The sequence below is a fragment of the Devosia ureilytica genome, from assembly GCF_024273195.1.
Classification (GTDB): Bacteria; Pseudomonadota; Alphaproteobacteria; order Rhizobiales; family Devosiaceae; genus Devosia; species Devosia ureilytica.
The window spans coordinates 119,985-144,925 of record NZ_JAMZCU010000005.1 but is presented as its reverse complement, the minus strand read 5'-3'; the positions used below and the strand labels follow the sequence as shown (position 1 = coordinate 144,925).

The 24,941-nt window shown below is 62.8% G+C and carries 20 protein-coding genes; 10 read left to right on the top strand and 10 right to left on the bottom strand.

Translation table 11 applies throughout. The features are described from left to right. Nucleotides 1–141: 141 nt before the first annotated feature. Together NIM87_RS13985 and NIM87_RS13980 are read right to left on the bottom strand one after the other, a co-directional pair. The gene (locus NIM87_RS13985) at nt 142–1,323 is read right to left on the bottom strand and encodes a phosphoserine transaminase (protein ID WP_254675313.1); all 1,182 of its coding nucleotides are present in this window, start codon (nt 1,321–1,323) and stop codon (nt 142–144) included. A 253-nt stretch (nt 1,324–1,576) separates the two neighbouring features. Further along, nucleotides 1,577–2,221, bottom strand: a complete 645-nt coding sequence (locus tag NIM87_RS13980; protein WP_254675312.1) for a TetR/AcrR family transcriptional regulator — start codon at nt 2,219–2,221, stop codon at nt 1,577–1,579. Between the two features lie 78 nt (nt 2,222–2,299). Between NIM87_RS13980 and NIM87_RS13975 the strand changes: the two genes are divergently transcribed. The 5 genes from NIM87_RS13975 (at nt 2,300) to NIM87_RS13955 (ending at nt 8,942) form a co-directional block, all read left to right on the top strand. Continuing rightward, nucleotides 2,300–3,043, top strand: coding sequence for an ABC transporter ATP-binding protein (locus tag NIM87_RS13975; RefSeq protein ID WP_254675311.1), 744 nt, complete (start codon nt 2,300–2,302; stop codon nt 3,041–3,043). Then, nucleotides 3,040–5,439, top strand: coding sequence for an ABC transporter permease (locus NIM87_RS13970; protein ID WP_254675310.1), 2,400 nt, complete (start codon nt 3,040–3,042; stop codon nt 5,437–5,439). The genes NIM87_RS13975 and NIM87_RS13970 overlap by 4 nt, the downstream gene beginning before the upstream one ends. 241 nt (nt 5,440–5,680) lie before the next feature. Further along, a complete protein-coding gene (locus NIM87_RS13965) occupies nt 5,681–6,148 on the top strand; it encodes a DUF3237 domain-containing protein (protein WP_254675309.1) in 468 nt (155 codons plus the stop codon). Nucleotides 6,149–6,223: 75 nt separating this feature from the next. Continuing rightward, nucleotides 6,224–7,522 carry a flavin-dependent oxidoreductase gene (locus NIM87_RS13960; RefSeq protein ID WP_254675308.1) on the top strand — a complete coding sequence of 433 codons (1,299 nt, stop codon included), beginning with the start codon at nt 6,224–6,226 and terminating at the stop codon, nt 7,520–7,522. A 115-nt stretch (nt 7,523–7,637) separates the two neighbouring features. Next, entirely contained in the window at nt 7,638–8,942 is a 1,305-nt protein-coding gene (locus NIM87_RS13955; protein WP_254675307.1) for a PQQ-dependent sugar dehydrogenase, read from the top strand. Nucleotides 8,943–8,944: 2 nt separating this feature from the next. Here NIM87_RS13955 and NIM87_RS13950 read toward each other — a convergent pair whose 3' ends face one another. The 5 genes from NIM87_RS13950 to ftsH form a co-directional block, all read right to left on the bottom strand. Then, nucleotides 8,945–10,987 carry a GMC oxidoreductase gene (locus NIM87_RS13950; RefSeq protein ID WP_254675306.1) on the bottom strand — a complete coding sequence of 681 codons (2,043 nt, stop codon included), beginning with the start codon at nt 10,985–10,987 and terminating at the stop codon, nt 8,945–8,947. Further along, nucleotides 10,980–11,969 carry a D-erythronate dehydrogenase gene (gene denD, locus NIM87_RS13945; RefSeq protein ID WP_254675305.1) on the bottom strand — a complete coding sequence of 330 codons (990 nt, stop codon included), beginning with the start codon at nt 11,967–11,969 and terminating at the stop codon, nt 10,980–10,982. Before denD ends, NIM87_RS13950 begins: the two co-directional genes overlap by 8 nt. 198 nt (nt 11,970–12,167) lie before the next feature. Further along, the gene (locus tag NIM87_RS13940) at nt 12,168–12,914 is read right to left on the bottom strand and encodes an outer membrane beta-barrel protein (RefSeq protein ID WP_254675304.1); all 747 of its coding nucleotides are present in this window, start codon (nt 12,912–12,914) and stop codon (nt 12,168–12,170) included. Between the two features lie 173 nt (nt 12,915–13,087). After that, nucleotides 13,088–14,431, bottom strand: a complete 1,344-nt coding sequence (gene glmM, locus NIM87_RS13935) for a phosphoglucosamine mutase (protein WP_254675303.1) — start codon at nt 14,429–14,431, stop codon at nt 13,088–13,090. Nucleotides 14,432–14,554: 123 nt separating this feature from the next. Then, on the bottom strand, nt 14,555–16,486 hold the full coding sequence (ftsH, locus tag NIM87_RS13930; protein ID WP_254675302.1) for an ATP-dependent zinc metalloprotease FtsH: 1,932 nt from the start codon (nt 16,484–16,486) through the stop codon (nt 14,555–14,557). 230 nt (nt 16,487–16,716) lie between these two features. Here ftsH and NIM87_RS13925 point away from each other — a divergent pair, with 230 nt between their 5' ends. Further along, nucleotides 16,717–17,160, top strand: a complete 444-nt coding sequence (locus tag NIM87_RS13925; protein WP_254675301.1) for an SRPBCC family protein — start codon at nt 16,717–16,719, stop codon at nt 17,158–17,160. Between the two features lie 84 nt (nt 17,161–17,244). Here the strand turns inward: NIM87_RS13925 and rpoH are convergent, their stop codons facing one another. Then, nucleotides 17,245–18,114, bottom strand: coding sequence for an RNA polymerase sigma factor RpoH (gene rpoH / locus NIM87_RS13920; protein ID WP_254675300.1), 870 nt, complete (start codon nt 18,112–18,114; stop codon nt 17,245–17,247). A gap of 344 nt (nt 18,115–18,458) precedes the next feature. On the opposite strand from rpoH, the gene NIM87_RS13915 reads away from it, so the two are divergent. Beyond that, complete coding sequence (locus tag NIM87_RS13915) at nt 18,459–18,917, top strand: GNAT family N-acetyltransferase (protein WP_254675299.1); 459 nt, start codon at nt 18,459–18,461, stop codon at nt 18,915–18,917. Between the two features lie 454 nt (nt 18,918–19,371). Further along, the gene (locus tag NIM87_RS13910) at nt 19,372–20,445 is read left to right on the top strand and encodes a PRC-barrel domain-containing protein (RefSeq protein ID WP_254675298.1); all 1,074 of its coding nucleotides are present in this window, start codon (nt 19,372–19,374) and stop codon (nt 20,443–20,445) included. Between the two features lie 72 nt (nt 20,446–20,517). On the opposite strand, the gene fliJ is transcribed toward NIM87_RS13910, so the two are convergent. Then, nucleotides 20,518–20,931: a flagellar export protein FliJ gene (gene fliJ / locus NIM87_RS13905; RefSeq protein WP_254675297.1), complete on the bottom strand. Its 414-nt coding sequence runs from the start codon at nt 20,929–20,931 to the stop codon at nt 20,518–20,520. 63 nt (nt 20,932–20,994) lie between these two features. Beyond that, complete coding sequence (gene fliI, locus NIM87_RS13900; protein WP_254675509.1) at nt 20,995–22,323, bottom strand: flagellar protein export ATPase FliI; 1,329 nt, start codon at nt 22,321–22,323, stop codon at nt 20,995–20,997. 461 nt (nt 22,324–22,784) lie between these two features. Here fliI and ctrA point away from each other — a divergent pair, with 461 nt between their 5' ends. Continuing rightward, complete coding sequence (ctrA, locus tag NIM87_RS13895) at nt 22,785–23,492, top strand: response regulator transcription factor CtrA (RefSeq protein WP_254675296.1); 708 nt, start codon at nt 22,785–22,787, stop codon at nt 23,490–23,492. A gap of 168 nt (nt 23,493–23,660) precedes the next feature. After that, on the top strand, nt 23,661–24,833 hold the full coding sequence (locus tag NIM87_RS13890; protein ID WP_254675295.1) for a coiled-coil domain-containing protein: 1,173 nt from the start codon (nt 23,661–23,663) through the stop codon (nt 24,831–24,833). The last annotated feature ends 108 nt before the right edge of the window (nt 24,834–24,941 follow it).

Sequence of the window (24,941 nt, the reverse complement as noted above, 5' to 3'; positions counted from 1 at the left end):
GATTTCAAATGTGGAACTGGACCCCCACCCGGCCTCCCCCTGAAGGAGGGGGAGGGGTAGCTCCGAGTTCGCTCTGTTCTATCAGCAAGCTCGATCAGCCCCTCCCCCTGTCAGGGGGAGGTTGGGTGGGGGTGCCCGAACTTAGGCAGCAGCCTTGAGAGCGGCCTTTTCCTGGGCGAAGGCCCAGTCGAGCCATGGGACGAGGGCCGCGAGATCGGAGGCTTCGATGGTCGAGCCGGCCCAGATCCTGAGGCCTGCGGGCGCATCCTTGTAGGAGCCGAAATCATAACCGACACCGAGCTTGTCGAGGCGGGCGACAATGGCCTTGGCAAAGGCGGCCTGGGCATCGGCGTCAAGCGCCACGACCTCGGGATCGACAATCGAGAGGCAGACCGAGGTGTTGGACCGCTGCTCGGCATTCTTGGCGAGGAAGGCGACCCAGTCGGTCTTTTCCACCCAGTCGGCCAGCACCTTGAAATTGGCGTCGGCGCGGGCCTGCATGGCCGAGAGACCGCCGATCTTGATGCCCCAGTTCATGGCGTCGATGGCGTCCTCGATACACAGCATCGAGACGGTGTTGATGGTCTCGGCCTTGAAGATGCCTTCGATCAGCTTGCCGCCCTTGGTCATGCGGAAGATTTTCGGCAGCGGACGGTCGGGCTTGTAGCTTTCCAGCCGCTCGACGGCGCGGGGCGAGAGGATGAGGATGCCGTGGGCGGCTTCGCCACCCAGCGCCTTCTGCCAGGAGAAGGTGACGACATCGAGCTTGGCGAAATCGAGCTTCTGGGCAAAGGCCGCCGAGGTTGCGTCGCAGATCGTCAGGCCCTGGCGGTCTGCCGGGATCCAGTCAGCGTTCGGCACGCGCACGCCCGAGGTCGTGCCGTTCCAGGTAAAGACCACATCGCGGTTGAAATCGACCTGGCCGAGGTCCGGCAGTTCGCCATAGGGCGCTTCGAGCACGCGCACGTCGTCGAGCTTGAGCTGTTTTTGCACATCGGTGACCCAGCCGGCGCCGAAGCTCTCCCAGGCCAGCATGTCGACGCCGCGGGCGCCCAGGGCGCTCCAGAGGAACATTTCGACCGCGCCGGTGTCGGAGGCCGGGACAATGCCGATGCGATAGTCGGCGGGAACTTCGAGCAGGGTGCGCGTCAGGTCGATGGCCTGCTGGATGCGGGCCTTGGCCGGCTTGGCGCGGTGCGACCGGCCGGTCAGCGCGTCAGCGAGCGCATCAAGGGTCCAACCAGGACGCTTGGCACATGGGCCCGACGAGAAATTTGGGTTTGCCGGTTTGACCGCCGGTGCGGTTTGGGGCGTTTCAGCCATCTTCAGCGGCCCTCCCAGGCCTATGCGCCTCTCGTTAGGGAGAGGTGTCCTGAGGCGGGAGATACGCCGGGGGAGAGGTGGCGTCAATGGGGAAAGTGGAGTGCATGATAAACGGTTACGGCCCAGCGTCCGGTTCCGGTCGTCGAGCCGAGCCAGGCGCTTCCCGCTGATCAACGTTGCGGGTCAACGCAGCCAAGGGTGCAAGGCGCCAAACGGGCGAATTTCGACCCGCTAACAGAGCGCGCTTGCCATCTCAGGCTTTGCGGGTCCTCGAAAGGCCGTTCAGCGCCATGTGCCGGAAGCCGGCTTCAATGGCGGAAGGCGGCTCTTTGGCTCCGCGGTCGAGCCACCAGGTCAGCACCGACATATAGGCGCCCACGACGAACTGCACGGAGAGTTCGTCGTCCAGCGAGACATTTGCTGATCTGGACCCGGGAGCCAGTTCGGAGCGGACAATGTCGCACAATGCGTGGCGGATGAGATCGAGCAGGATCGGCCCCGCCCGGCCGCGCATCAGGGCCCGATAGAGCACATGCTGTTCGGCCAGGTGGGCTGTCATGAAGGCGCTGAAGCCCAGCATGCGGTCCAGGTCGGTGCCATCGATGCCTGCCGCCGCATGTTCCTGCACCAGCGCGGCGCGCAGCGTCCCCATGGCGCTGCGCAGCAGATCGTCCTTGTCGGTGAAGTGCGCATAAAAGGTGGAGCGGCCGACATTGGCGGCGGCGGCTATGTCGGCAACACTAAGCTCGTCATAGCCACGTTCGACCGTCAGCCGCATCAATGTTTCATGCAGAGACTGGCGGGTGCGCCGGGCCCGCCGGTCGGTCAATCCGCCCGCGACAAGCACCTGCGCAGACTTTTCCCGGTCAAATCCCGGCCAGTGTTCAGTATCGGACATGAGCGGCTGCCGCGTCGATTGCGTTTCAAGACAAGTGTCCAATATCACACAGATGTCTGATCGTCACGGAGTTCTATCGTGCCCCCTACATCGCTTCTCAAGCCGGTCGCGCGCCTTGCCACGGCGGCGCCCATCGTCAGCCTGCGGGCAATCGGCAAGACCTACGACACGCCCGCAGGTCCCTTTGCTGCTCTCACCGACATTACCCTCAGCCTGGAGGCGGGTGCCTTCCTGGCGGTGGTCGGAAAATCGGGCAGTGGCAAGACCACGCTGGCCAACCTGCTGACTGGCATCGATAGCGCCACCAGCGGCGACATCCACTTCGGGAACGTCCTGCTCAACGGCAAATCGGAAGAGGAGCTGACGGCCTGGCGCGGTCGCAATGTCGGCGTGGTGTTTCAATTCTTCCAATTGCTGCCGACATTGACGGTGGTCGAGAACGTCATGTTGCCTATGGATTTTTGTCGCTTCGGACGGCCACAGGACCGGCGGCCGCGCGCTTTGGCGCTGCTCGAAAAACTCGGCATAGCCGAACAGGCCGACAAACTGCCTGCCGACCTCTCGGGCGGGCAGCAGCAACGCGCCGCCATCGCCCGTGCCCTGGCCAATGACCCGCCGTTGCTGGTGGCCGACGAGCCGACCGGGAACCTTGATTCTCGCACCACGACCGAGGTGATGGACTTGTTCCGTGGCCTCACCGAAGAGGGCAAGACGGTGGTCATGGTCACCCATGAGCGTGATCTGGGCGACTATTTTACCGACACGATCGAACTGGCCGATGGCCGCATGGTCACCACGCAGGGCCAGGGGGGGCGGTCATGACCCTTGCCCCACGCTGGCGCAAGCTGATTGGCGATTTCAGCGCAACCCAGGGGCGCATCGCCCTCATGTTCACCGCGCTTGCCATCGGCATGTTCGCGCTGACCACCATTGCCGGTGCCTACGCCATCCTCAGCCGGGAAATTGCCCGAAACTACCTTCAGACCAATCCGGCCTCGGCGCTGATCGATGTCGGGGCGGTGACGCCGGACATCCTGGCGACCATTGCGGCCGATCCCGGTATTGTCGCTGCCGAACCCACCTCCATCGTGGTGGCCCGATCCCGGAGTGGAGAAGGGACCTGGCACCGCAGCTTGCTGTTTGTCGTTCCCGATTTCTCCAGCGCCGATATCGGCCGAACCTTTGCCGCGGATGGGCAGTTTCCGCCCGCCGTGGGCACGGTCCTGGTGGAGCGCGAAGCCATGGGCTTTCTTGGCGCCGCCATTGGCGGGACGATCTCCATCCAGACCAGCGGCGGCACGGTACGCGACCTGCCTGTTGCCGGCTCGGTGCATGATCCAAGCCTGGCGCCAGCCTGGCAGGAGCAGACCGCCTATATTTACCTGACGTCGGAGACGGCGGCGCAGCTCGGCCTGCCCCTCGCATCCGAACTGGTCAAAGTGGTCGTGCGGGATGCCGCGCTTGGACAGGACCATGTCGATGGCGTGGTTGCCGGCGTTTCCCGCCGCCTCGTCGAGCGTGGTGTCACGGTGCACCAGGTGCAGATTCCGCCCGTCAACCAGCATCCGCACCAAAGCCAGATGAATGGTGTGCTGGGCATGTTCCTGATGTTCGCCCTTTTGGCGCTCATCCTGAGTGCGGTGCTCACGGCGGCCATGGTTTCTGCGCTCCTGGCACAACAGGTCCGCCAGATTGCCATCATGAAAGCCATTGGCGGCACCAGCCGGCAGATTGGCGGCCTCTATCTCGTTGGTATTGCCGTGGTGGCGGCAGCGGCGCTCGCCGTCGCCATTCCCCTTGGGCTCTATGGGGCGGCCGGCTTTGCCAGCGTGATCTCGCAACTCCTCAATTTCGACATCGCCTCGCCGCTGGTATCCACCTGGCTGATCGTCGCGCTGGTCGCCACTGGCCTGCTGCTGCCGTTGATCTTGGTTGCCGTGCCCATCCGCAAGGCGACCCGCGCGACCGTGCGGGAGGTTTTGGCGGACCAGGGCGTCGCCGCAGATGCCCTGCGCAATGACCCCATCCAGCGCTTGCTCGGCCGATTTACCGGCATTGATCGAACACTGCTGCTGGCATTGCGCAACGCCTTCCGCAAGCGGGGGCGGTTGCTGCTCAATATTGGCCTTTTGGGGACGGCCGGCGCGATGTTTGTCGCCGCACTCAATGTCGAAGCCGCCTGGCAGGGGCAATTGGTCGAGGCGGCCGGCAGTCGGGACTACGACATCGAAATGAACCTGCTCGAGCCGGTATCGCCTGCGCGGCTGGCCGAGGCGCTGGCCGGTGTTGGCAATATTGCCGAGCTGCGGCCCACAGACCTGATTTCGGGCGCCGCGGGCCGCGAGGATGGGTTGATGCTGGTGCGCACCTATCCTGATGGTGGCCACGGCAGCCTGTCGCTGCGACCGCTCGGTAGCCTGCCGGCCGATCCCGAATTCATCGCGGGTTCCAGAGCGGACGCGGCGGCCATCGTGCTCAATCAGCAGGCGTGGAACCTGCTTGGCCGACCGGCACTCGATGCCCAGCTGCTTCTGGCCGTGGAAGGACGGACGCTGGCGGCGACACCGGGCGGTATTGTGCGCCAGATATTGACCCCGGCAACGGCCTATCTCCCGCCGGACCTGTTCGCCGTGCTGGTGGACCATCACGATGGGGTCGCGGCCATCCGCCTGGTGCTGGCCGAGGATGACGCTGCCAGTGTTGCCCAAACCGCCGTTGCCGCATCCGAGGCGCTGAATCGGGCGGGTATTGCCATCGAGCAATTGACCACCGAGGCCACGCTGGCGGCAGCACAATCGGGCCATGTCGCCATCCTGATCATCGCGCTCAAGGCCATGGCGCTGCTGATGGCGGCTGTGGGCAGTATCGGCCTTGCCGCGTCCCAGGGGTCAAGCGTGGTCGAACGCACCCGCGAGTTCGGCATCATGCGCACCATTGGCGCCGGTGGTGGCCCGCTGATGCGCAACATCCTGGCCGAGGGGCTGATGATTGCCTTGTTGAGCCTGCCGCTGGCGCTGATTGCCGGCATTCCGCTGGGCTACAGCATCGGCCAATTGGTCGGGACGATGTCCTTCGGCCTGCCGTTGCCCCTGACCATATCCACGGGCGCCATCGGCATCTGGACCCTGATCCTGGTTGCCGGCTCGGTCCTTGCCAGCCTCACACCCGCGCGGCAAGCCGCGCGCCTCACCATCCGCCAAACCCTTGCATACAATTAGGATTTCAAAATGACTCGTCGTCGCATTCTCACCACTGCACTTGTGATCATCGCCATTGGCATGGCTGGCTATGCTGCCCATAGTCTTGACCTCCTGGGGCTGGCTCGGTCGGTACATGGGGGTTAGCCAATAAGGCCGCCGCGCGCCCCCGCAACGGAAGGCAAACCAGCCGCGCGGGCTTCGGGATTGCCGGGCGGGAAGCGGGCCGTTAGGTTCGGCGCCGTCGTGATGAGGGGGAAACATGCTGGATCTCAAGGCGCCCGTGCTGCGCCCGTTCTGTACGCTGGAGGTCGAAGCCGGGCCCGTTCGCCATCTGGGAGCGGGGCGGCTGGGCCAGCGGCGCATCATTCCCATTGTGGGTGGACGCGTCAGTGGGCCGGCGCTGAGCGGCACGATATCGCCAGGGGGCGCTGACTGGATGACCGCCAGCGCCGATGGCCTGGCGATACTCGATGCGCGCTATAGTTTCGAGACCGAGGACGGCGCCCTCATCGAGATCGTGGACCAGGGCTATCGCCACGGCCCGGAAGCGGTGATGAAAAGCCTTGTTTCCGGCGAACCCGTGTCGCCCGAAGCCTATTACATGCGGTCCTCGATCCGGCTCGAAACCGGCCACCCGGCCTATGCCTATGTCAACCGCATGGTGTTCATCGGCACCGGGGCCAAAACCGCCACCGGCGTCCAGATCGACATTTACGCCGTCGAATAGCGCGCCGGGGGCATTGGACTTGATCCAGATGCTCGTCTATGACGGTTCACAAAAATAACAGTTGAGCGGGGGCACATGTCCGAACCACATGTCATCATTGCGGGCGGGGGCATTGGCGGCCTGGCAACGGCCCTGACTTTGCAGCAGATCGGCGTGCCGTTCACGGTTTACGAAGCCGTTCGCGAGCTGGCGCCGCTTGGCGTGGGTATCAATATCCAGCCCAATGCGGTGCGGGAACTTTACGATCTGGGTATTGGCGCCGATGCGCTCGACACGGTCGGCGTGCCGGCGCGGGAGTGGGCGCTGGTCGGGCTCAATGGCAATGATGTCTATTCCGAGCCGCGCGGCCTTCTCGCCGGATACAATTGGCCGCAATATGCGGTGCATCGCGGCCGCTTCCACATGTTGCTCCACCGCACGCTGGTCGAGCGCGCCGGTCCCGATGTCGTCAAGCTGGGGCACAAGGTCACCGGCTACGAAAAGAACGCCGACGGCAGCGTGACGGCACTGGTGCAGCGGGCCGATGGCACGCAATTGCGCGAGACGGCGAGCCTTCTTATTGCGGCCGATGGCATTCATTCAGCGATCCGCGCCACCATGCACCCCGACCAGCCGCCCATCCACTGGGGCGGCGCCATCATGTGGCGCGGCACGACGCTGGGCAAGCCGATCCGCTCGGGTTCGTCCTTCGTCGGCCTGGGCACCCATCGGCACCGCGTGGTGTTTTATCCCATTTCGCATCCCGACCCCGAAACCGGGCTGGCCATGATCAACTGGATCGCGGAGTTGACGGTTGATGCCACCGATGGCCGCTACAGCAGCGGCTGGTTCAGGCCCGTCGAGGTGGCGGACTTTGCCCATCATTTCGCCGGCTGGACCTATGACTGGCTGGACGTGCCCGACCTGCTTGGGCGCTCGGATGTGGCCTATGAAAATCCCATGATCGACCGCGACCCGGTATCGACCTGGCAGGATGGTCCGGTGGCCCTTATGGGCGACGCGGCCCATGCCATGTATCCAACCGGCTCCAACGGCGCCAGCCAGGCCATCATGGATGCCCGCCAACTGGGTGTGGCCATGCTCGAGCATGGGGTCACCCCGGCAGCGCTCAGCGCCTATGACAGCAAATTCTGCGGGCCGATCTCGCAGCTGGTGCTGCGCAATCGCGGCGCCGGCCCCTTCGGCCTCCTCAATATCGTCGATGAACGCTGCGCCGGTGAGTTCGACAATATCGATGATGTGGTGCCGCCCGAGGAGCGCAATGAGTTCGTGGCCAAATACAAGGCCGCCGCGGGCTTTGCCATGGAGCAGTTGAACAATGCCCCATCAACCATCGCGCCCGGCTCGCAGGTGCGCACCATGATCGAGGCCTAGCGCCGGTCGCGGGTGCGCAATTGTCTGATTTTTGCCCCCGGTACTAGTGCTTGGGGCGCAAAGTCATTAGCCTAGCAATCTCTCCTTCGTTTTATCCCAGATTTCGAGACGTTTCATGGCCCAGTCCAGCCTTTTCGCCCGCATCGTCGCCCTTGTCGGTGGTGCAGCCGTTGCCATTCGCCATTCCGGCGACGGACCGAAAGCGCCGGCCTATGGCGCCTCGCCGGCCATTCCCGATGCCAAGCCACAGGGCAAGATTCCGACCCTCAAGATGCCCACGGCCAAGGGTTGGGAAGGCGATCACAAGCCGACGCCCGCGCCTGGCCTCAAGGTCAACGCCTTTGCCAAGGGGCTTGATCACCCGCGCCACGTGTATGTCCTGCCCAATGGCGATGTGCTGGTGGCCGAATCCATGGGCGAGGAAGGCAGCGGTCCGCGAACCATATTCGAGCATGCCATGCACGCCACGATGAAGCGCGCCAAGGCCTCGGGCAAGAGCCCCAACCGGGTGATGCTGCTGCGCGATGCCGATGGCGACGGGGTGGCCGAGGAACGCCATGCCTATATCGAGAATGTGCGCCAGCCCTTCGGCATGGTGGTGATCGGGGACACGCTTTATGTCGGCGCCTCCGACGCGGTGCTGGCCTATCCCTATGTGGCCGGCGAGACCCGCATCACCAAGCCCGGCAAGACGCTGATGACCCTGGTTCCGGGTGGACACTGGACGCGCAATCTCATTGCCTCCAAGGACGGCAGCAAGCTTTATGTGGCTGTCGGTTCGCTCAGCAATATCGGCGACGCGGGCATGGCGGCGGAAGAAAACCGCGCCTGTATCCATGAGCTGGATCTGGTCTCGGGCCAGTCTCGCATTTTTGCCGGTGGCCTGCGCAATCCGGTGGGCATGGCCTGGGAGCCGGTTGGTGGGCACCTGTGGACCGTGGTCAATGAGCGCGACGGCCTGGGCGACGAAACCCCGCCCGATTATCTCACTTCAGTGGTCGATGGTGGATTTTACGGCTGGCCCTTCTGCTATTGGGATCGCGTCGTTGACGACCGCGTGCCTCAGGATGCCGCCAAGGTCGCCTCCGCCACGCAGCCCGATTATGCGCTGGGCGGTCACACGGCCTCGCTCGGTCTCTGTTGGCTGCCCGAAGGCACGCTGCCCGGCTTTCCGTCCGGCATGGCCATTGGCCAGCACGGCTCGTGGAACCGCTCCAAGCTTTCGGGTTACAAGCTGGCCTTCGTCGAATTCCAGAACGGCAAGCCGGTCGGCATGCCGCGCGAGATCCTCAAGGACTTTCTCTCGCCCGATGAGAAGTATTCCTATGGCCGTCCGGTCGGTGTGGCCCTCGCCAGCGATGGCGCCGTGCTGATGGCGGATGATGTGGGCGATGTCATCTGGCGCGTTACCGGGGCCTGAGTTCAGCGGCGGCCAGCCAGTCCGGCCGCCGTGCGATAGCTCATGGCCATGATGGTCAGGAACGGGTTGAACCCGCCATTGGTGGGATGCACCGAGCCGTCGCAGATATAAAGATTGTCGTGGCCCCAGACCCGGCCTTCTGTGTCCGTTACCGAATGGGCCGGGTCTGTGCCCATGCGACAGGTGCCGGCCTGGTGCTGGCCCGCGGACAGACCCATGGCCGGAACCGGCCCCCAATGCCGCGATGCGCCGGAGGCGTCGAGCCAGTCAAAGGCGCGCTGCTGCACGTAAAGCGCTGTGCGCAGGCTCTCGGGGTGGATGCTGCCCGAAAGCCGCGCCACCGGCAGGCCCCATCGGTCGCGCAGGCTTGCGCTTACCGTTACCCGAGACATCGGATTGGGGATTTCGTGAATGGGGCCGGTCAGCCGCAGCACCTTGTGGAAATTGTCGCGCATGAAGGCCTTGGCGGCCTGACCCCAGCGCGGGAGATCGGGCGGCAGGCAGGACTTCCAGAACAGGATCGGGGGCAGGATGAAGTCGTCAGCGATCAGTCCGCCGCCGATGATGCCGGGATTGCCATGACTGAACTGGGTGGTGGCAATGGTGACGCCGGGGCCGGTGCTGCCGTGAACCGTGTGATCAAACAGGCCATAGGCCTGCGGATAGACATGGCCCTGCAGGTGCCGCCCGACCTGGTCGCTGGCATTGCCCAGCCCCTCAAGTTCGCGCGATGAGGCTGAATTGAGCAACAGCCGTGCCGTTTCAATGGCGCTGGCGGCCAGCACCACAGTCTTTGCGCGCACCCCGTGGATGGCCCCATCGGGATCGGCAAAGCTGACGCCGGTGACACGGCCCGCCGTGTCGGTATCGACCTTGGTGACCATGACGCCGGTCACCAGTTCGCAGCGCCCGGTGGCGAGGGCACGCCGGATGAATGTGTTGTGGCTGCCGTTCTTGGCATTGACGGGGCAGGGAAAGCCAACGCAGGCGCCGCAGCCGATGCAGGCGCCCCTGCCATCATGGGGCACGCTGTTGGTCGCCAGCGGCGGCACGGTGGTGGAGAGGCCCAGCGCTGCGGCGCCTGCGACAAGCGTCGGGGTCTGCGGGGCGGGCGGCAGGGGCGGCATGGCATAGGGGCGGTCGCGGGCGCCTTCATGGCTGTGGCGTGCCGCATCGCCGGAAACACCCAGTTCGGCCTCGACCCGATCATACCAGGGCGCCAGCGCGTCAGAATCCATGGGCCAATCCACCAGCGAGGACCCTTCGGGCACGCCATAAAGGCTCGCCATGCGAAAGTCGTCGCGGTGGAAGCGCCAGGCCATGGCACCATAAAGCGTGGTGCCACTGCCCACCGCTGCGGCGATGTTGTGATAACCCGGCTCATGCGGTGCAGCCATGTGCTCGTGACCGTTGGCATCGACAAAGACGCGCGGATTGCCGGCAAGGTCGGGGCCGGTATTGTGGCCATAGAGCGAGAGGCGGTGGTTGCGCAAATGGTCGCGATGCCCGCTATCGGCATAGCTGCGCTCGACGCCGCGCTCAAGCAGCAATACGTGGTGTCCGGCCTCGGCAAGCACCGCCGCCGCGACGCCACCGCCGGCTCCGGCGCCCACAATTATGGTGTCATAACGCAGCGTGCCGGAATGGCCGCGCGATGGTGGCGCGTCCTGGGCCGGTGGGCCAGAGGGGCCGTCGGGCAGGCCATGTGCATAGCCCAGCATCGCCCATGAGGCAGCGCCTGGATTACCGCCATTGCCAGGGTCGGCATAGATGCCCTCGGCAACCAGTTCGGCGAGGCGGAGGAACCAGGCTTCCTGTTCGTATCGCGTCAGCAGGTTATCCTGGGCCTGAATATCAAGATCAGCAAAGCCTGCCGCGGCGAGAGCTTCGAGGCCGGCTGCGACGCTTTGCCGATCGGTTGGATGGGCGGCGAAGTGGCGTTCGAGATAGTCGAGGGCGCCGAAGGCCAGGCCGTCACCATGCTGCGCATCGGCGGGGTACAATCGGGCAATGACGGCCCTCAGCATTGCCTCGGGCTCAACCATTGCCGATCTGCCCGCCCAATTCGTCTTCGATATGGGCGCGCACGATATCGTCGAAGCTGGTTTCGGCTCGGAAGCCAAGAGCGATGGCGCGGCCGGTGTCAAAGTTCTGCGGCCAACCCGCGACGATGCGGGCAATGGTCTCGTCAGGTTCGCGGCGGATCAGCCGAAGGGCCTTGGTGCCGCCGAAGCGCTCCAATGCAGCGATTTCCTCGGCAATGGTCGCCGAGAGTCCGGGCATGCTCAGATTGCGTCTTTGACCCAGCGGGGCGGTGTCGAGGCCGGCGGCGTGAAGCAGGAAGCCGATGGCAGAGCGGGGCGAGGCGAACCAGTGGCGCACGCTGTCATCGACCGGCAGCACGGCTTCCATGCCGTTGAGCGGCTCGCGGATAATGCCCGAAAAGAAGCCCGAGGCGGCCTTGTTGGGCTTGCCCGGCCGCACCACCACGGTGGGCAGGCGGATGCCGATGCCATCGACAAAGCCGCGGCGCGAATAGTCGGCCAGCAGCAGCTCGCAAATGGCCTTTTGCGTGCCGTAACTGGTGAGCGGCGTATGGGCCATGTCGTCGGGAATGGCCGGGGGCAGGGGCGCGCCAAAGACGGCAATGGACGAGGTGAAGACCAGCCGCGGGCAATATGGGGCTTTCATGCCCTCCTGCCGGATCGCTTCGAGCAGCAGGCGGGTGCCGTCGAGATTGATGCGATAGCCCTTGTCGAAGTCAGCCTCCGCCTCGCCCGAAACAATGGCGGCCAGGTGGAAGATCAGGTCAGGCCTGGTGGCAGCCAGCGTTTGGGCGGTGCCGGGTAGCGACAGGTCGGCGGCCAGGGCCGATATGGGAGTGTCGCTCACTGGTACGTCGGCGGCGACCACGTCCACCAGCGTCAGCGCCGAAATGTCCCGGCCCGCAATGGTGCCTGCTGCCAGCAGGGCCTGGGTCAGCTTGCGCCCGACCATGCCGGCGGCACCTATAATCAGAATATGCACGCCGCTCCTCCTCCAGAGCGTTTCCAGCACAAGTGGCAACAGTTTTGCGGTTCGGAAACGCGATAAAAAAAAGGGACTTTGTCCCCGTGCCATTGAGCATTGGCCGGGGCTTGCCGTCCAGAGGGCAAACAGAAGGGCCGGTGTCTTCTGACACCGGCCCCATTCCGAATTGGCAGACGTGGCGGTCTGCGGCTTGGCTTAGTTGAAGCGATAGCGCACGGAGCCGCGCACTTCGTGGATCCAATTGTTGTCGAGCGTGTAGGGGTGGGTGGCTGCATCGTTGTGGATGCGGTTGATGTAAAGGGCCCGGTAGCCCACGTCTGCAACCACCTGACCGAAATCATAGCCCACGCCGACCATGCCAGCAGCGGCAAGGCTGGTGTTCTGGTCACGGGTATCGGGCAGTGCGGAGCCGGTGGTGATGAAGTCGTTGAAGGCAACGCCAGCGCCAGCGCCGACATAGCCAAACGCGCCACCAGCAGCACCATAACCATCGCCCAGGCCCAGGCCGAAATCGTAATAGGCGTTGGCGAGCAGGACAGTGGAGCGCAGCGAAAGCTTGTGGTCGCCGACGGTGAGGACAGCACCACCAGAACCATCGTTGATGTAGGCGGTCATGTTCTCGTTGGCGAGGTAGTCGACCGTCGCGTCAACGCGGAAGCCATTGCCGAATTCGTAACCAGCGCCGGCGCCGACCGAATAGCCGTAACCGAATTCGGTAATGGCGAAGTTCTTGTCTGCGGATAAGGCGTCCGGATGATGGACATAGGGTGTCCACATCAGGTTCAGGCCGGCGCTGCCGCGCAGGTAGAACGAGCCAGAATAGCCATAGTCTACATCGGGAATTTCAATGACCGGGGGATAGTAGGGCAGATCCGCAGCCAGGGCTTGCCCGGCAATCATGGTGGCTCCTGCCACCAGCATTGCAGCGGTTAGGTTACGCATTACGAAGGTCCTTTGGTTGCCACGACACCAAGTCGATTGCGACCAATATCCGGCAAACTTCTTAAAGCGCGCTTAACCTAGAAATTTAACCCTAACCGCCAGTCAATCGCGATGATTGATCAATCGTTACTGCGCAGATGCGTATTAGTAATCTATCAATACTTTATGGGTGGTCAGGCGACCTGGCGAATAGCCGCCTCGATCTGGCCCACGACCGTTTCCACCAGCATGGCGTCGTCGGCCTCGCCCATGACACGGATCACCGGCTCGGTGCCCGAGGCGCGGACCACCAGGCGCCCGCCCTTGCCCAGCATGGCCTGGCCATCGGCAATCGCCTGGATGACCTGCTTGTGTTCAAGCGGCTTGCCGGACTTGAACTTCACGCTGCGCAGCAGCTGCGGGACCTTGTCAAAGCGGGCACAGACTTCCGAGACCGGGCGTTCAAGCTGCTTGAGCACGGCCAGCAATTGCAGGGCCGCGACAAGGCCGTCGCCAGTGGTTGTGAAATCGGAGAGAATGATGTGGCCCGATTGCTCGCCGCCGACATTGAAGCCCTTGGTGCGCATGGCTTCGAGCACATAGCGGTCGCCCACCTGGGTGCGCTCGAGCGTCAGGCCCAGCTTTGTCAGATGCCGTTCGAGGCCCAGATTGGACATGACGGTGGCGACAATGCCGCCGCCCACCAGCATCTGCCGCTCCAGCCAGCTCTCGGCGATAACGGCCATGAACTGGTCGCCATCGACCACATTGCCCTTCTCGTCGATGATAATGACGCGGTCGGCATCGCCATCGAGCGCAATGCCGATATCGGCGCGCACTTCCTTGACCTTGGCGGCCACCGCCTCGGGGGCCGTGGAGCCAACCTTGTGATTGATATTGAACCCGTCCGGCTCGGCCCCGATGGTGAACACCTCGGCGCCCAGTTCCCACAAGGCAATCGGGGCCACCTTATAGGCGGCGCCGTTGGCGCAATCGAGCACGACGCGCAGGCCCGACAGGTCGATGTTCCGGGGCAGGGTGCGCTTGGCGTATTCGATATAGCGGGTGCGCGCTTCCTCGTCGCGGTGAGCGCGGCCGATGTCGCGCCCCTTGGCGAGGTAGCGCGTCATATCGCTATCGATGAGTTTTTCGATTTGCAGCTCGATCTCGTCGGAGAGCTTGTAGCCATCGGGGCGGAACAGCTTGATGCCGTTGTCGTCATAGGGATTGTGCGAGGCCGAAATCATCACCCCGAGGTCGGCGCGCAGCGAGCGGGTCAGCATGGCCACTGCCGGGGTGGGCATGGGGCCCAGCAGGTAGACATCCATGCCCACGGCGGTGAAGCCGGCCGTCAGCGCCTGCTCGATCATATAGCCCGAGCGGCGGGTGTCCTTGCCGATGACGACACGGTTGCGGTGGTCGCCGCGCACGAATTTTGTGCCGGCCGCCATGCCGACCTTAAGAGCCAGATCCGGGGTCAGCTTGTCGCCATTGGCAAGGCCACGAATACCGTCGGTGCCGAAATACTTGCGCGCCATGGGTTTCCCCCCGATTCACTGGTCTTGTTCATTAAATACCACTTCGCCCTCGAATAGCGCAGTGTCGCGAAAAGCGAAAGGGCCGCCCGGGGGCGACCCTTAATTGTGGTTTATCCGTGCCGGTCAGCTTTCCGGCTGCGGCTCCATGCCCGGCTCCGGCGGCGCGTCGGGGCGCTTCTTGCCGGTCTTGCCAGCCGAGGGAACGCCGGTCGCCTTGGGGGCGGCGGGGCCGTTATCATCGGGGCGAACGGGCTGCTTGCCATCCATCAGGGCGCGCAGTTCATCACCGGTCAGCGTCTCGTATTCGAGCAGCGCCTGGGCAATGGCTTCCCACTGATCGTGGTAGGTGGTCAGGATCTGGCGGGCCGAAGCTTCGCCATCCTCGATCAGCTTTCGCACTTCCTGGTCGATGATGCGAGCCGTGTCGTCCGACATGTGCTGGCTCTGCGTCACGGAATGGCCCAGGAACACTTCCTGGTCGTTGGATTTGTAGCGCACGCGCCCGAGCTTTTCGCTCATGCCCCATTCCATCACCATGGACCGCGCCAGGCCGGTGGCCATCTGGATGTCGCCCGAGGCGCCGGAGGTCACCTTTTCGGGGCCGAACTTGATGATCTCGGCCTCGCGGCCGCCGAACAGCATGGTCAGCCGCGCCAGCGCCTTTTCACGAGAGAACGAATAGCTGTCGCTCTCGGGCAGGGTCATCACCATGCCCAGCGCACGGCCGCGCGGGATGATGGTGGCCTTGTGGATCGGGTCGATGCCGGCAACCTTGAGGGCGATGATGGCGTGGCCGGCCTCGTGATAGGCGGTCAGCTTCTTCTCGTCGTCGGTCATGGCCATGGTGCGGCGCTCGGCGCCCATCATGATCTTGTCCTTGGCGTCCTCGAATTCCTGATGGGTGACGAAGCGCTTGTTGCGCCGTGCCGCCATCAGGGCCGCCTCGTTGACCAGGTTCATCAGGTCCGCGCCCGAAAAACCCGGGGTACCGCGAGCGAGCACCTTGAGGTCGACGTCGGGGGCCAGCGGCACCTTGCGGACGTGGACCTTGAGGACCTTTTCGCGACCCGACACGTCCGGGTTCGGCACCACGACCTGGCGGTCGAAGCGGCCGGGACGGAGAAGGGCCGGATCGAGCACGTCGGGGCGGTTGGTGGCGGCAATGAGGATGATACCTTCATTGGCTTCAAAGCCGTCCATCTCGACCAGCAGCTGGTTGAGGGTCTGTTCGCGTTCGTCATTGCCACCGCCGAGCCCGGCGCCACGCTGGCGACCGACGGCGTCGATTTCGTCGATGAAGATGATGCAGGGCGCGTTCTTCTTGGCCTGTTCGAACATGTCGCGGACACGCGATGCGCCCACGCCGACGAACATTTCCACGAAGTCAGAACCGGAAATGGTGAAGAAGGGCACATTGGCTTCGCCCGCGACCGAGCGGGCCAGAAGCGTCTTACCGGTACCCGGAGGGCCGACGAGCAGCACGCCGCGCGGAATACGACCGCCCAAGCGCTGGAACTTGCCGGGATCGCGCAGGAATTCGACGATTTCCTCAAGATCCTGCTTGGCTTCGTCAACGCCGGCGACGTCCTCGAACGTCACCTTGCCCTGGGTTTCCGTGAGAAGCTTGGCGCGCGACTTGCCAAAGCCCATGGCACCGCCGCGACCGCCGCCCTGCATCTGGCGGATGAAGAAGAACCACACGCCGATGATGACGATGAAGGGCAACCAGCTCGAGAGCAGGATGGACCAGAAGGGGCTGGCTTCCGGGGCGCGGGCGGTGATGCTCACGTCGCGGTTTTCAAGCTTGGTGATGACATCGGCGCCATCAGGAATGATGGTTTCAAAGCGGGTGCCGTCGTTGAGCTGGCCCGAGACCACATTATTGGTCACCGTGACGCTCGAAACGCGGCCGCTCTCAATGTCGGTCACGAATTGACTATAGCTCTTTTCGGCCACGGACATGGTGCGCGTGGACGATTGAAAGACCTGGAACAGACCCATCAGCATGAAGAGTATGACTAGCCAGATGGCGAAGTTGCGGAAGTTTCCGTTCATCAATTCCTGTCCCGGAGAAGCCGGCGCATGGGGAGCGACGGTATTAGGGCGAATGTAAGTCCCTCAATGGGGCGTTACAAGGGCAAGACCTCGGCGTTTCGGGCCTTCCCGTCCAGTCATATTGTCGCGATGGGGTTAATACGTTCTCACGGGTCAAAAGGATGCACCAATGTCCCGGCGAACTGCTAAAAATTGCTGCAGGCCGGATGCCGGGCCAAGAAGGGAATGCGATGCAGGTTGAAGTCGTCACGAAAATCGAGATCGAAAGGCCGCTTGCTGTCGTCGCCGCCTATGCCTTCGATCCCGCCAATGCGCCCCATTGGTACCAGAACATCCAGTCTGTCCGCTGGCGCACCGATCCGCCGGTTGCCTTGGGCAGCGAGATGGATTTTGTCGCCCGCTTTCTGGGGCGGGAGCTGGCCTATACCTATCGGGTGGTCGAATTGACGCCCAACAGGCTGGTGATGGCCACGGCACAGGGGCCATTGGCCATGGAGACGACCTATCAATTGCAGGCCATGGGTCCCGCGCGCACCCGCATGTGCCTGATCAATCGCGGCGCGCCCAAGGGCTTTGCCGGCATTATGGCGCCGGTTCTTTCGGGTGCGATGAAGGCGGCCAATCGCAAGGACCTGGTGGCGATCAAGACGATATTGGAGACGCAGGGGCAATAGCGTGGGAAACGCAAAACGCCCCGGCTGCCGGGCCGGGGCGTTTGATTTATTGCGATGTGAACGCTCCTGCGGAGCAAGGCGTTGTCAGGCGTGGCTTGCCGCATCCCTGACGGCGTCCTGCACCTTCTCAAAGGCGCGGACTTCGATCTGGCGGATGCGCTCGCGACTGACATCATATTGCTGGGCCAGTTCCTCGAGCGTCGAGGGGCTTTCCTGAAGCCGGCGGGCCTGGAAAATCGCACGTTCGCGTTCGTTGAGCACGTCCATGGCCTTGTTCAGCATGCCCATGCGCTCGGAATATTCCTCGCTTTCGCCAAGGCTTGTTTCCTGGTCCGGCGTGTCATCGACCAGCCAGTCCTGCCATTCGGATGAGCCCTCGTCGGCCCGCATCGGCGAATTGAGCGAGGCGTCGCCCGAAAGGCGCGAGTTCATCTGCACCACTTCGTCCTCGGTCACCCGAAGCGTGGTGGCGATCTGCTTGATCTGGTCGGGGTGCAGCGAGCCGTCGTCAAGGGCGGCAATCTGCCCCTTCACCTTGCGCAGGTTGAAGAACAGCCGCTTCTGGGCGGCGGTGGTGCCGATCTTGACCAGGCTCCACGAGCGCAGGACATATTCCTGGATCGCGGCGCGGATCCACCACATGGCATAGGTGGCCAGGCGGAAGCCCTTTTCCGGCTCGAAGCGCTTGACCGCATGCATCAGGCCCACATTGCCTTCCGAGATAACCTCGGAAATCGGCAGGCCATAGCCGCGATAGCCCATGGCAATCTTGGCGACCAGGCGCAGATGGCTGGTGATCAGCTTCTGCGCGGCGCCAGGATCGGCATGTTCCTTGTAGCGTTTGGCCAGCATGTATTCTTCATCCGCTTCCAGCATGGGGAATTTGCGGATTTCCTGAAGATAACGGCTGAGGCCTCCCTCGGACGAGAGGACCGGCAAATTGGTTTGGGCCATGGACGCACCCCCTTTACGGCATCCCCCGCAGGACGCGGGCGGAAATCGGACGCTGTCCCGAAGGCACAACTCCCGAAGTCAGGATAATATAGGTTGCAGTTTGGCGAATTTAAGAGTGCCGGGCAGAACAATCGTTACAAATTGGACAGGTTGCCCCGACGGCCTTCGCCATTCATCGTCATAATACGATAGAAGCGCGAAAAGTTCAAACACATTGATGTGACGGGTGCGTTTTTGCGCGGCTTGCTTGAGAATGGGCTGTCAGTCCAGCCTCTACCATTCCGTCCTTGCGCCTGAGCATTTTGGCGTTTTAACGAAGCGGTAGAATGCTCTAGGATGCGGCCATGTCCGAACTCGCCATCCTTCCCGTCCCGTGCTTTTCCCTTCTGTGCAACGCTGCCTTTGCGCTGCGGCGCGAAGTTTTCGTGTGGGAGCAGAAGGTGCCCGAGGCAGAGGAGCATGATGAATATGACCTCTCGGCCACCCATTTTGTTGCCATCAGCGAGGGTGAGGTGGTCGGCACGTTGCGCCTGATCGATCTGCCCGAGCACACCAAGATTGGCCGGGTTGCGGTGCGACAGCTGTTTCGCGGGCGAGGGATCGCCCACAAACTGATCGCGGCGGCCATGGCTCATGCGCGCCAGCGCGGGCAGGACCGATTTTACCTGACCGCTCAATCAGACAAGCTGGGGTTTTACGAAAGCCTCGGTTTCGTCGCCTTCGGGCCTGAATTCCAGGATGGCGGGATGCCGCATCGGGCCATGCGCGACTATGACCGTGAGAGCGCACACCTGGTCGATTAGGGCATGTCAGCCAAAAGTGGGTCCCGGTTTTGGGACCAAGACAGGCGAGAAAACGACGCGCCAAAAGGCGACACGTCGCGCGCATTAGCATTGCGTTAACGCATTAACCGGGGTCTGGCTGGTCGGTCCACGTGGTTGCGCTATTGTCGTCCTGTCAGCCCTCCTGCGCGCCCCATGCCGCGCCGCCGGGGGCAGAAAGATCGACCGGCGTGACCGCGACACACCCGGTTGGTCGACAATAATATAACCCGTTAACGGGAGGCGGGAAGAGCCGGCGCTGGTGCAATCAGCGGCCGGCTTTTTCTTTGGTTCCGAATTGGCCCGCAAAAAAGCTGCGGAACGCCTCGCGCGGTCCTTGCGTTCATCGAACATCAATGGGCCGCACGGTGCGCTACCGGCAAGTTTTGCGCCGCACGGCCCTGTTCACCGCAACGATGAACCTATGGAGCCTACTATGATCCGCACACTTCTTACCAGCTCGGCCATTGCCCTGGTGCTTGGTACTGCTGCTGTCGCACAGACCACCACCACCGAAACGGCACCGACCAATGAGATGGCGCCGGCCAACGAAATGGCGCCGGCTGACGATGCTACGGCCCCGGCCGATGATGCCATGGCCCCTGCTGATGATGCGATGACCCCCGCCGATCACGGCACCATGGAGGCCGATGAGCCTTGGGATATGTCCGCCGGCTATGTTGCAGGCGAGGGTGATGCCCTGGTGTCCGAAATCATGGGCGCCACCATTTTCTCGAGCGGCGCTGAAGATGCCGAAACCATCGGTACCGTCAACGATCTCGTCATTTCCACGGATGGGGAAATCCATGCCGTCGTGATCGGCGTTGGTGGCTTCCTCGGCATTGGCGAAAAGAATGTCGCCGTTGATTTTGCCGAGCTCGAATACACCATTGCCTTTGATGAAACCGAGCGCTGGGTGCTGGCCACCACGGCTGACGCGCTGAACGCTGCACCGGACTTCATCTGGGACGTTGATGTTGCAGCCGACCCGGCCATGGAGCCTGCTGATCCGGCCGTCGCCCCCGCTGACCCGGCCGTTGCACCGGCTGACCCGGCCGTCGCACCGGCTGATCCGGCTGTGGCCCCTGCCGATCCTGCCGCGGCACCAGCCGATCCGGCTGTCGCTCCGGCTGATGATGCCACGAATGCCGATCAGACCAATGTCTTGCCGCGTGAGGGCTATACTGCCGTCGAGGTCGATGCCCTGACGGCCGAGAACCTCACAGGTGCCACCGTGATTGGCCCGGAAGGCGATGACATTGCCGTGGTCGGCGACATCCTCTTGACGGCTGATGGCCAGGTCGACGCCATGCTGATCGACTTTGGTGGCTTCCTCGGCATTGGCGAAAAGCGCGTTGCCGTTGGTCTTGAGAACCTTGAGTTCGCGTCGAACGAAAACGGCGATCTGATTATCTATTCGGACTTCACCCGCGAACAGCTCGAAGCCCAGCCGGAATACGACGAGGCCACCTACGCCGACGATCCGGCCCAGCGCGCCACCGACCTGTAATCGGCAGCCGCAGTCCAAAAACGCAAAAGGCCCGCTTCGGCGGGCCTTTTCATGTGTTCAGTAGCGTCTCGCCTACTGGCGCCGATAACGCATCCGGGCCACTTCGTCATATTCGGATTGCTCGACCTTGGCCTGTTCGTCCTTTTCGCGCTGGTGTTCGCGCTGATCGAGCAGTTCGACCTTCTTGAGATCCTCGAGCGCTTCGGCCAGATCATCCTGGGCCGCTTCGAGCTTGCCCTTCATGTCATGGGCCGATGCCAGGAGGTTGTCGCGCCGGGTCAGCGCGGCCTTGGCAAAGGTCGAATAGGCAAAATGGGCAACATCGGAGATGCCGGTCTTGGTGTGCTCGATCTCGATCTGCTGGTCGAGTTCGGACGCCATGCGCTCGAAATCGGCTACCATCATCTCGATCTGCGTGACCTGCCGACGCTTCTCGTCCACCTGGAACTTTTTGAGCCGGATGAGGCTCTCGCTGCGCGATTTCAAGACCTGTACTCCTTACACATCAAGTCAGTTCCGGTGTGGCCCAAACACTGGCAAGCCACCCCGTCAGTCCCGCGCATCGGCCTCGGCGATCAAACCGGCGAGCATGGCGTAGCCCTCGGCGATCGTCGTCGTTTCATCCCGTCGCTGGCCAAGAAAGGCCTCCAGCTGCGGGTAGATGGCGATAGCGCGGTCCACGTTCGGATCTGACCCTTTCCGGTATGCCCCCAGCCGGATCAGTTCCTCCATGTCCGAAAAGATGGACATGAGTTCCCGCGCCCTCGACAGGATGGGCCGAACTTGTTCGGGCACACAGCCTGGCATGGTCCGCGAGATGGACCGGAGCACATTGACTGCGGGGTAGCGTCCCCGTTCGGCAATGCCGCGCTCCATCACGATGTGCCCGTCAAGAATGCCGCGTACGGCATCCGCAATAGGCTCATTGTGATCATCACCTTCCACCAAAACGGTAAATAGACCGGTAATAGAGCCCGAATTTGGTGTGCCGGGTCCCGCGCGCTCGAGCAGGCGTGGCAATTCGGTGAAGACGGTGGGCGGATAGCCCTTGGCGGTGGGCGGTTCGCCGATCGCGAGGCCAATTTCGCGCTGCGCCATGGCGAAGCGGGTGAGGCTGTCCATCATGCACAGCACGCGCTTGCCGCTGTCGCGGAAATATTCGGCGATAGACATGGAGATATAGGCGGCTTGCCGGCGCATCAGCGCAGCCTCGTCACTGGTGGCCACGACGACAACCGCACGGGCCAGCCCTTCTTCGCCCAAATATTCCTGGATGAATTCATGGACCTCGCGGCCACGCTCGCCAATCAGCCCGATAACCGAGACGTCGACATCGGTATTGCGGGCCAGCATGGACATCAGCACCGACTTGCCAACGCCCGAGCCGGCAAAAATTCCCATGCGCTGACCTTCGCACATGGTGGCAAAGGTATTGAGGCAGCGCACGCCTAACTCTATGGGATCACCCACCCTCGTGCGGTCATGGGCGGCAAGGGGGGATTGGCGCAGCGGATAGGGAGTAGCGCCGCGTGGGAGCGGTCCCCGCCCGTCGATAGGGTCGCCATTGGCATTGACCACGCGCCCCAGCCAGCCCTCGGACGGATTGACCGAGCCGTCATGGCGCCTGAACACCGCCTTGCAGCCGAGACGCACGCCACCCAATTCGCCAAACGGCAGGCAGAGCGCGTGGCCGTCGCGGAAGCCGATGATTTCAGCCGCCAGGTGTTTGTTGTCAGTGGTTTCGATGATCACCCGGCCGCCGACGCGCAGCTCACGCACCGGGCCGACGATTTCGATCAGAAGGCCCTGGACGGATTTGACGCGTCCGAACACTTCCACGTCGTCTATGGCCTCAATGGCCGAGATCAGCGCTTTCATGTTCATCTAAGCCCTGTGGCCGTTCATCATCGATAGCCTGGCGGTGGCCCCGTGCCATATTTATGGTTTCCAGCCGGGCTCGAATCGTTGGTTCGTGCGAATCAGATCGTAACCGATCATTAACTCAAAAGCGCTATTGGCAGTGATGATCGGCTAATTCCGTTCACCGCCACCATTGTGGCAAAACCACCCCCAAAAGCCCGAATAGCTTGAGTCCCAAGAGTCTCTTGGAACCCTTTCTTAATGTAGTACCTTAAGAATTTTATAGGGCATTTATCGTTATTTTTCAGTAACTTAAGATAAAGTTGTACTAACGCTCTTTGCGTATTGCGGATCAGAATTAAACTTTGTTAACTAGTTGGGCTTAGGCTTCAGTCATATCCAGTAGGGTTGGAGCGGGAACGGCAATATGGCCAGGCCTCCCGCAGGTTCCAGCAGGAACGAATGGCAAGGGGAATATAATGCGGGTACTCCTTATTGAGGACGATAGCGCCACGGCGCAGAGCATCGAGCTGATGCTGAAGTCCGAAAGTTTCAACGTCTACACCACCGACCTCGGTGAAGAAGGCGTCGATCTCGGTAAGCTTTATGATTATGACATCATTCTGCTGGACTTGAATCTGCCGGATATGAGCGGTTACGAAGTCTTGCGGACATTGCGCGTTGCCAAGGTGCAGACGCCAATACTTATCCTTTCGGGCCTCGCGGGCATCGAGGACAAGGTTCGCGGTCTCGGCTTCGGCGCCGACGACTACATGACCAAGCCGTTCCACAAGGACGAACTCGTGGCCCGCATCCACGCCATCGTCCGTCGCTCCAAGGGCCATGCCCAGTCGGTCATCTCGACGGGCGACCTCATGGTCAACCTCGATACCAAGACTGTGGAAGTCCAGGGCGCGCGGGTTCACCTGACGGGCAAGGAGTACCAGATGCTGGAGCTGCTTTCGCTCCGCAAGGGGACAACCCTCACCAAGGAAATGTTCCTCAACCACCTCTATGGTGGCATGGACGAGCCGGAACTGAAGATCATCGACGTCTTCATCTGCAAGCTGCGCAAGAAGCTCAGCGTTGCCACCGGCGGCAAGAATTACATCGAGACCGTCTGGGGCCGCGGCTATGTGCTGCGTGAGCCGGACGAGAGCGAAGTCTATAGCGAGAACGTCGCCTAAGACGCTCTGCCGCAGACGAAATTTTCCAAGACCCCGCGCCCGAAGCGCGGGGTTTTTTTGTTGAGCCGGGGCGCGAAATGCGGGTTCACCAGCGAACACGCCTCGTGACCGGAACCCATGACGACGCGCGACGTTGCCTCTGTTGGTAGCCAATTCCGGGGGATCGTCATGACTGACCTGTCGCAGCGCTTAAGGGAACCACTGGTGCTCACCATTCTGGTGGTCGCCGTCGCCGGATGGCTGGCGTTTTTCGCCGTCTGGATCAACAGCGCGGGAGAGAGCGGGCAGCTTCGCGAACAGCTTGCCGTGGTGAGTGGCGAGCGCGACGAAATCAGCGCGCAGCTGGCCGCGCGCGATGAAACCGTCGCCAGCCTTGAGGCCGCGCAGACCGAGCTGGTCGCGCTCCGCGAGCAGGTGGATGAGGCCAATGCCGCCTTGTCGAATGCGCAGTCGGAGCTGGACGCCCGCAACAGCGCGCTTGAGACTGCGACGCAGAACTTGACGGCCCGCCAGTCGGAAATGGCGACGCTTGAGACCAGGCTGGCCGAGGACCAGGAACGCACCGAGGAATTGGCCGCCCGCCAGGCCTCGCTCCAGGCCGAAATTCAGAGTTCAAACCAGCAGTTGAATGATGTCGGCGCTCGCCTTGAAGAGGCGCGGCGGCAGGAAGAGGTTGCGACGGCCAATGTCGCTCAGCTCGCAGAGGAAGCAGCCCTGACGACGTCGAGCCTGGCGGACACTCAGAGCCAGTTGCAGGCAGCGCGTCAGGAATTGACGGCCGCGCAGAAAGAGCGGTCCGAAATTGCCCAGCAAACCGAGGCAGCCGGTGAGGATGTGCAGCAATTGCAGCAAAGCATTGCCGACCTTGGGGAGCGCCGCGACGCTCTTGCCGGGGAGGTGGACGGGTATGAAGATCAATTGGCCGTGCTGCAGCCGCAGGTCGAGGAACTGACGCGCACCCTCGCCCAGCGGTCGAGCCAGCTCGAAGGCATCGAAGCCGCAATCGGAGCGGCGTCGCCAGCGGGTGCCGATGCCGAAGAAGGCGCAGAACTATCCCCCTCCAGCAGTGTCTATCAAGTGTCGGCGGAAGGCGAAGCCAATGGCCTGCGCCTGACACTGGCCGAGGATGGCACGTTCTTGATGCAGGACCGTACCGGCGCTCGCGTGAGTGGCGCTTATTCCCTTGAAAACAGGGAGTTGGTGCTGACCGACCCCTCGGGCAGCATTGGCGCTGCGCAGTTCCCCATGACCTGCCCAGTGGAACAATCCGAAGCCGGCCTTATAGTTGGCGAGGCGGAGGGGTGCCCGATGTCCGGCCTGGAATTTGAGCGCGCGGAATAGTTGCCCGGCCCTCAGCGCCCGGCCTCGACCGGTTGAGCCGTCGCGCCTGTGATGTTGACAGGGTGACCCTTGACGAGGGGCGGTCTGATGATCTCCATTCCCGGTCAA